Source organism: Streptomyces sp. MnatMP-M17 (assembly GCF_900091995.1).
Taxonomy (GTDB): domain Bacteria; phylum Actinomycetota; class Actinomycetes; order Streptomycetales; family Streptomycetaceae; genus Streptomyces.
The window spans coordinates 1-5578 of the sequence record NZ_FMDK01000726.1; the positions used below are offsets into that span (position 1 = coordinate 1).

Genomic DNA, 5578 nt, shown 5'->3' on the forward strand with positions numbered 1-5578 from the left:
CCGGCGGGTACGGCCGCCGCCGCTGCCGTACTCCGCGTGCCGCGGCTGCTGAGCGCCTGTGCCGTCCAGCCTGTGGCACCGCTGACGCCGAGGGCTCCCGCGGTGAGCCCGATCCGTATCGCATGACGACGAGAAAGCACAAGAAAATCCTTCCGGGATTCCGGGGAAAAGGAGTCGGTCCCCGTTCCGATCGCGGGGATGCTACCTAGCCGGAAGTGGTCGCCGGTCGGGATCGGTTCCGTGCGGGCGGTGCTCATGGTGTTTGTGCCGTCTATCGGCGGATAGGGACCCAGCGCCGGTCCACTACCGTTCCAGTGCAGGTCCAGCGCGGATCCAGCGGGAATCGAGTGGGAATCGAGCAGGGATCCAGCGCTCCTCGATCCGGCTTTCTCCCGGGAATTCTCAAGGCGCCGTCATGCCCCAGTACCCCTCAGTACTTTAATCCTCATTACTTTAATGCGGAACATTCTCCGGTGCGCGAAAAGCTGTCGGCACGCGAAAACCCGCTTTATCGGCTGAAGATGCCTTTCTCCAGCCGGTCCAGTGTGCGCAGTCCGCGCTCGGTGACATCGTGTTCGCCATGAGCCGGTCCGTAGGTCAGACAGCTCGCGGCGTCCAGCGCCGCCAGACACGGCAGGGCATGGCGTTCGGCATCGGTCAGCGGGCGGCCGTAGCCCTGGAAGAAGGCGGTGCGCAGATCGTCGCGGTCCTGCCAGGGCCCACAGGCCAGCCGTACGAAGTCCTGGACGACCGGTGCGTACCGGGACCGCTCGAAGTCGATCATGGCCAGCCGCCCGGATCCGGACCTGGGCGGGGACCCGGTCCCGGCTCCGGGGCCAGGTCTGGACTGGGGCCCGGACCAGAGGGCGTTACGCTCCTGCGCGTCGCCGTGGATATGGCCCGGAGCGAGCAGGTCCGTCAGCCTCAGGAGATGGTCGGCCGCACGGCGTACGAGTGTGCGCCGGTCTTCGGAGAGCCGGTCGCCCGCGCGTGCGAGGTGCTTCTCGGCAGCGGCGGCCGTGTGCTCGACCGCCGCCTCCGCTGCCCGGCGGCCCTGCGCGGGCATCTTCTCCGTACCGTGCAGCCGCCGCAGCAGTGTGCCGAACTGCCGGTGCGCGGCGCGGTGTTCCGGGACGGTGAGGGTGAGCCGGGAGACCGGCGCGCCGGGTACGGCGGTCAGCAGCAGCGCCAGTCGATGGGCATCGGTGTCAACCAGACGCGGGGCGCGGCCGAAGCCCAGCGCGGGTACGGCGGACTGATAGCCGAAGGTCTCGCGCTCGTAGAACGCGGGAGTCGGTGACTGCTTGACGAAGAAGTGCCGGCCGCGCGTGTCGGTGAGGTCCCACACCCGGGAGTTCTCACGGGGATGCGAGGCGTCCCGTACTGCGGAGAGGGGACCGACGGCATGCTCCGCCCAGGTCCGCAGCGACGGCGGCAAGGGCTTGGCAGGGCGCATAATTCCTCCGGACGCACGGACGGGCAAGGGCTGGCGCCCGGAGAACGGACCTGATCAAGGGCCTGTCACGGGTCACGCCGAGGGAATCATAGAACACGCGTTCGATGACGCTCGGCAACGCGGTCATCCGGCCGCGCCCGTAAACGCCCGGCGCCCGGTCTCCTTCCGCTGGAGACCGGGCGCCTACTGTGGCCGGCACCGCCGAAGCGGTTCCTAGCTCGGAGGCATCAGCACGGTGTCGATCACGTACACGGTGGCGTTCTTGGTCCGGACGTCGCCGCAGACGATGTTCGTCGTCCCGTTGACCTTGAACGACTGATCCGAGCCCGATGTGGTGAGCGTGCCGCCCTCCAGTGTCTTGAAGACACCGTTCGGGAGCTGGTCGGGCGCGATCTTCTTCTCCGTCACGTGGTAGTTCAGGATCTTTCTGAGCTGGGCCTCGTTGTTGCGGATCCCGTCGAGCTGTGCCTTGGAGAGTTTGGCGAAGGCGTCGTTGGTCGGGGCGAAGACGCTGATGTCCTTCGTGGTGTTGAGCTTGTCGGCCAGTCCGGCCTTCTTCACCAGGGCGACGAAGGTGGAGAGATGCGTGTTCTCGGCCAGCGCGGTGGCGGCCGGCTGGGTCGCCATCCTGGCGAAGCTGCCGCCGATGCCCTTTCGCAGCAGCGACGAGCATCCAGGGCCGAACGGGACGGCCGCACCGGCGGTCGGGGACGGGCTCGGCGATACGGACGCGGTGGGCGACGCCGGCGTACTGGCCGATGTGGGGGTGCTCGGCGTCGGGGCGGCGAAGGCCTGAGGAGCCATGACTCCCAGCGAGAGCGGGAGGGCGACCGCGGCGGCGGTGGACATGGCTGTGGTGCGGAGACGGGTGCGTTTCATGGTTCGATTCCTCTTCCTGTGGGAGGAGGGCCCCGGCTCGGGCCCGGAGGCGTCGATGCGGCGGCTGGATCGGCGGGCTCCGCGACGGCCGTGGGAGGCCATTCGATCTTGTGATCGATCAAGCCGCCCGTAAAGCGTAGTCATGCCTCAGGGCGCTCAGCATCTCGGGCGGGACGCGCTGTTTACTGCTATGGAACGCTCGGTCACCGGCGCTCAGCCGCAGGTCCGCCGTGTGCCGGCCGCTGTCGACAGCCGTCGGGCCCGCCACTCGATCGGCTCCGGCGTGTCAGGAGCCCGCCAGTCGAGTGGCCGATAGCGTCAAACGTCCGCCGGCGCAGCCGCCTGTCGCCTGCGTCCCGCCTGTCCCGTCCATCCCTTCGCTCCAGTCCGCGTCCGCCCGTCCCTCTTCACGGGGTGCAGATGTCCGACCTCATCCATGTCGTGGTCACTCTCGCGGTCTTCGCACTGATCGGTCTGGTCGGAAAGGGAGTCGGCCGGCTGTGAGCGTCGAGAACATCGTCGGACTGATCGTGGCCGTGCTCCTGATCGTCTATCTCGTGTTCTGTCTGCTCTTTCCCGAGCGTTTCTAGCCTCTCCCACCTCCCACCAGAGGAAGGCCCAGGAAAGGTCCTCCATGAACGACACGCTCGCGGGATGGCTTCAGATTCTCGCCCTGGTGGTGGCGCTCGCCCTCTCCTTCCGGCCGCTCGGCGACTACCTGGCGTACGTCCTGACCTCGCCCCGGCACTGGCGGCTGGAGCGGCTGCTCTATCGCCTCGGCGGAGTCTCCGGCGACGCCGATCAGACCTGGACCGCTTTTCTTCGCAGTGTGCTGGCCTTCTCGCTTGTCTCCGTACTGTTCCTGTACGGATTTCTCCGCCTCCAGAATCACTTTCTGCTCGCTCTCGGTACTCCGGCCATGGACGCCGATCAGTCGTTCAACACGGCCGTCTCCTTTGTCACAAACACGAACTGGCAGTCGTACTCGGGTGAATCGGCGCTCGGTCATCTCGTCCAGATGGCGGGGCTCGCGGTGCAGAATTTTGTCTCCGCCGCCGTCGGTATCACCGTGGTGGCCGCCCTCATCCGTGGATTCACCCGTCAGAAGACCGACCGTGTCGGCAATTTCTGGGTGGACCTCACCAGGATCGTGCTGCGCGTACTGCTGCCCGTCTGTGTCGTTTTCGCGATCGTGCTGGTGGCATCGGGAGTGGTGCAGAATTTCCATGGTTTCCATACGATCCCCACGCTCTCGGGCGCCACCCAGAGCATCCCCGGTGGCCCGGTCGCCTCGCAGGAAGCCATCAAGGAACTCGGCACCAACGGCGGCGGCTTCTACAACGCCAACTCCTCGCATCCCTTCGAGAACCCGAACGGTTTCAGTAACTGGCTGGAGATCTATCTGCTGCTGGTGATCGCCGTCTCGCTGCCGCGCACTTTCGGCACGATGGTCGGCGACCGCCGTCAGGGATACGCGATCGTCGGCGTCATGGCCCTGATCTGGGCTGCCTCCGTCGCCATCGTCACGGCCAACGAGCTGCACAGCGTGAGCAGTACGGCGGGCCACACGGCCGGCGGAATGATGGAGGGCAAGGAACAGCGCTTCGGTATCTGGTCCTCGGCGCTCTTCGCGGTGTCCACGACATTGACGTCCTGCGGCGCCGTCAACTCCTTCCACGACTCGTACACACCGGGCGGTGGCGGGATGACGATCTTCAATATGATGCTCGGCGAAATCGCGCCGGGCGGTACGGGGTCCGGGCTCTACGGCATTCTCGTGCTGGCGGTCGTGGCCGTCTTCGTGGCCGGGCTGATGGTCGGCCGGACGCCCGAGTATCTGGGCAAGAAGCTGCGCGGCCGGCAGATGAAGTTCGCCTCGCTCTATATCCTCACCACTCCCGCCGTGGTGCTGACGGGCGCGGGCATCGCCATGGCGCTGCCCGGGGAGCGGGCGGCGATGCTCAATCCCGGGCCGCACGGTTTCTCCGAAGTGCTCTACGCGTTCACCTCGGCCGCCAACAACAACGGCTCGGCCTTCGCAGGGCTCTCCGTGAACACCGTCTGGTACAACACCGCCCTCGGTCTGGCGATGCTCATCGGCCGCTTCCTGCCCATCGTGTTCATCCTGGCCCTCGCCGGATCCCTGGCGGCGGAGCAGCCGGTTCCCGTCAACGCGGGAACGCTGCCCACGCATCGACTGCTCTTCGTCGGCCTGCTCACCGGCGTGATCCTCATTGTCGTCGGCCTCACCTATTTCCCGGCACTCGCGCTGGGGCCGCTCGCGGAAGGGCTGCGCTGATGCCCAGGAATTCCAGACGCCCCAGAAGTCTTGGAAGCTCCAGAAGTCCTGGAAGCCCCAGGAGTCTCAGGGATCCGGATCCGCTCGCGCCGAACAGCCGCCGTATCTCCGGTGGATTGCTCGACCCACGGCAACTGGTCACCTCGTTCCCCGGCGCGCTGCGCAAGCTCGATCCCCGGACCATGTTCCACAACCCGGTGATGTTCGTCGTCGAGGTGGGCGCGGTACTGACCACCCTCTCGGCGATCAAGAATCCCAGCGTCTTCGCCTGGGTGATCACCGTCTGGCTCTGGCTGACGACGGTCTTCGCCAATCTCTCCGAGGCCGTCGCCGAAGGCCGTGGCAAGGCACAGGCCGAGACACTGCGCCGGACGAAGACGGACACCATGGCGCGTCGGCTGCCGAGTAGTTGGCGGCCGGGCACACAAGAACCGGCCGAGGAGCAGGTGTCGGCCACACAGCTACGGCTCGGTGACCATGTGGTGGTGGAGGCCGGGCAGATCATCCCGGGCGACGGCGATGTGGTCGAGGGCGTCGCGAGTGTGGACGAGTCGGCGATCACGGGTGAATCGGCGCCGGTCATCCGGGAGTCGGGCGGCGACCGCTCGGCCGTGACCGGCGGAACGAAGGTGCTGTCCGACCGTATCGTCGTACGGATCACTTCCAAGCCAGGCGAGACTTTTATCGACCGGATGATCGCACTGGTCGAAGGCGCGGCCCGGCAGAAGACGCCCAACGAGATCGCACTGAACATCCTGCTCGCCTCGCTGACGATCGTCTTCCTGATCGCTGTGGTGACACTTCAACCGTTCGCGCTGTTCGCGCACGCCGAGCAGTCGATCGTCATCCTGGTCGCACTCGTGGTAGCGCTGATCCCGACCACCATCGGTGCGCTGCTGTCGGCGATCGGGATCGCGGGCATGGACCGGCTGGTGCAGCGCAAT

Annotated in this window: 5 protein-coding genes; 3 read left to right on the forward strand and 2 right to left on the reverse strand. The window is 66.7% G+C overall.

Features of this window, described 5'->3' with window-relative positions:
* Positions 1–508: 508 nt before the first annotated feature.
* Together GA0115259_RS29210 and GA0115259_RS29215 are read right to left on the reverse strand one after the other, a co-directional pair.
* Entirely contained in the window at positions 509–1456 is a 948-nt protein-coding gene (locus tag GA0115259_RS29210) for a phosphotransferase enzyme family protein (RefSeq protein ID WP_093602579.1), read from the reverse strand.
* A 213-nt stretch (positions 1457–1669) separates the two neighbouring features.
* A complete protein-coding gene (locus tag GA0115259_RS29215; RefSeq protein ID WP_093602581.1) occupies positions 1670–2335 on the reverse strand; it encodes a fasciclin domain-containing protein in 666 nt (221 codons plus the stop codon).
* A 500-nt stretch (positions 2336–2835) separates the two neighbouring features.
* On the opposite strand from GA0115259_RS29215, the gene kdpF reads away from it, so the two are divergent.
* The 3 genes from kdpF to GA0115259_RS29230 all read left to right on the forward strand — a co-directional run.
* Positions 2836–2925 carry a K(+)-transporting ATPase subunit F gene (kdpF, locus tag GA0115259_RS39290; protein ID WP_107469283.1) on the forward strand — a complete coding sequence of 30 codons (90 nt, stop codon included), beginning with the start codon at positions 2836–2838 and terminating at the stop codon, positions 2923–2925.
* 44 nt (positions 2926–2969) lie between these two features.
* Complete coding sequence (kdpA, locus tag GA0115259_RS29225; RefSeq protein WP_093602585.1) at positions 2970–4634, forward strand: potassium-transporting ATPase subunit KdpA; 1665 nt, start codon at positions 2970–2972, stop codon at positions 4632–4634.
* Positions 4634–5578, forward strand: a 945-nt coding sequence (locus tag GA0115259_RS29230) for an HAD-IC family P-type ATPase (RefSeq protein ID WP_141716731.1), incomplete at its 3' end; no start/stop codon positions are given. The genes kdpA and GA0115259_RS29230, both read left to right, overlap by 1 nt.

Excerpts from the sequence above, each read along its gene's own strand:
- GA0115259_RS29215 (WP_093602581.1), bottom strand. The coding sequence starts at position 2,335 with ATGAAACGCACCCGTCTCCGCACCACAGCCATGTCCACCGCCGCCGCG.
- GA0115259_RS29210 (WP_093602579.1), bottom strand. The coding sequence starts at position 1,456 with ATGCGCCCTGCCAAGCCCTTGCCGCCGTCGCTGCGGACCTGGGCGGAG.
- kdpA (WP_093602585.1), top strand. The coding sequence starts at position 2,970 with ATGAACGACACGCTCGCGGGATGGCTTCAGATTCTCGCCCTGGTGGTG.